Source organism: Micromonospora sp. RV43 (assembly GCF_001029515.1).
Classification (GTDB): domain Bacteria; phylum Actinomycetota; class Actinomycetes; order Mycobacteriales; family Micromonosporaceae; genus Micromonospora; species Micromonospora aurantiaca.
In genome coordinates this window covers 1-1,004 of the sequence record NZ_LEKG01000376.1, presented here as the reverse complement: position 1 = coordinate 1,004, position 1,004 = coordinate 1, and the positions used below count along the sequence as shown (strand labels likewise).

At 75.5% G+C, this 1,004-nt stretch carries 1 protein-coding gene; it reads right to left on the bottom strand.

The genetic code is table 11. The annotated features are described in order from the left end of the window. Positions 1 to 167: 167 nt before the first annotated feature. On the bottom strand, positions 168 to 929 hold the full coding sequence (locus tag ABD52_RS37300) for a class F sortase (protein ID WP_152748385.1): 762 nt from the start codon (positions 927 to 929) through the stop codon (positions 168 to 170). Positions 930 to 1,004 lie beyond the last annotated feature (75 nt).

Here is a 1,004-nt window from a genome sequence, read left to right as displayed (position 1 = left end):
GGTCCCCGCCAAACCCTGACCCGCCCTCCCCCGTCCCGGCCCTCGGGCCCTCCCGGCTCCCGGCCTTCCCCGTCGATCATGAAGTTGACGGCGTTCGCGGTCCGATTTGTCGCCGCCAACCTCATGATCGTCGGAGTGAGGGCGGGAGCGAGAGCGTCGGGCAGCGGTCAGCTCGCCAGGGACGCGAAGACGATCACGTTGTCCTGGTAGCCGGTACGGCCGCCGACCCACTCGCCGCCGCACGTGATCAGGCGCAGCTCGGCCGGCCCCGAGTCGCCGTAGACCCGGGCGGCGGGCAGGTTCGCCTTGTCGAAGTACTCGACGCTGTCCACCTTGAAGGTCACCACGCTGCGGTCGGCGCGCGTCACCTGGATCCGGGCGCCGGGCTTGAGCGAGCGCAGCCGGTAGAAGACGGCCGGCCCGCTCTTGGTGTCGACGTGACCCACGATGATCGCCCGGCCCGGGTCGCCGGGCACCGCTCCCCTGTCGTACCAGCCGGTCTGGTCGTGCTCGGTCAGCGGCGGTACGTCCACCGAGCCGTCCTTCGCCTGCCCGACCGGGGTGACCGGCGCGTTGACCTTGATGGCCGGCACCGCCAGGCGTACCGGCCGGCTCGCCGGCTTCCGGACCGGGGCGGCGGCACTCGCCGGGGCCACCGCGCCCGACCCGTTCGACCGGCTCGACCCGGTGGACGCGTCGGCGAAGTCGAACGGCCCCGCCGTGCGCCCGAGCCCCGCCCCGGTGGCGAACACACCGACCAGCACCAGCACCACTGCCAGCGGCTTCGACCAGGAACCCCGGCCCCGGTCCCGCCCGCCCGGCGACGCCGGTGGCGGTTCTACGGGCGGCGGCCCGGCGGGCCGGGGGCCCAGGGCCGGCGGATCGGCGGACGGCGAATACCACGGTCGCGACGCGGCGGGCGGCGGCATCCACGGCCGCGACCCGGAGACCGGCACGGCTGACGACCCGGTCCCGGCGGCCGGCCTCTCCCCCGAGCGCGGTCC

What these genes read in the sequence shown, in the direction of transcription:
- ABD52_RS37300 (WP_152748385.1), bottom strand. Translation starts at nt 929, where the DNA reads ATGCCGCCGCCCGCCGCGTCGCGACCGTGGTATTCGCCGTCCGCCGAT.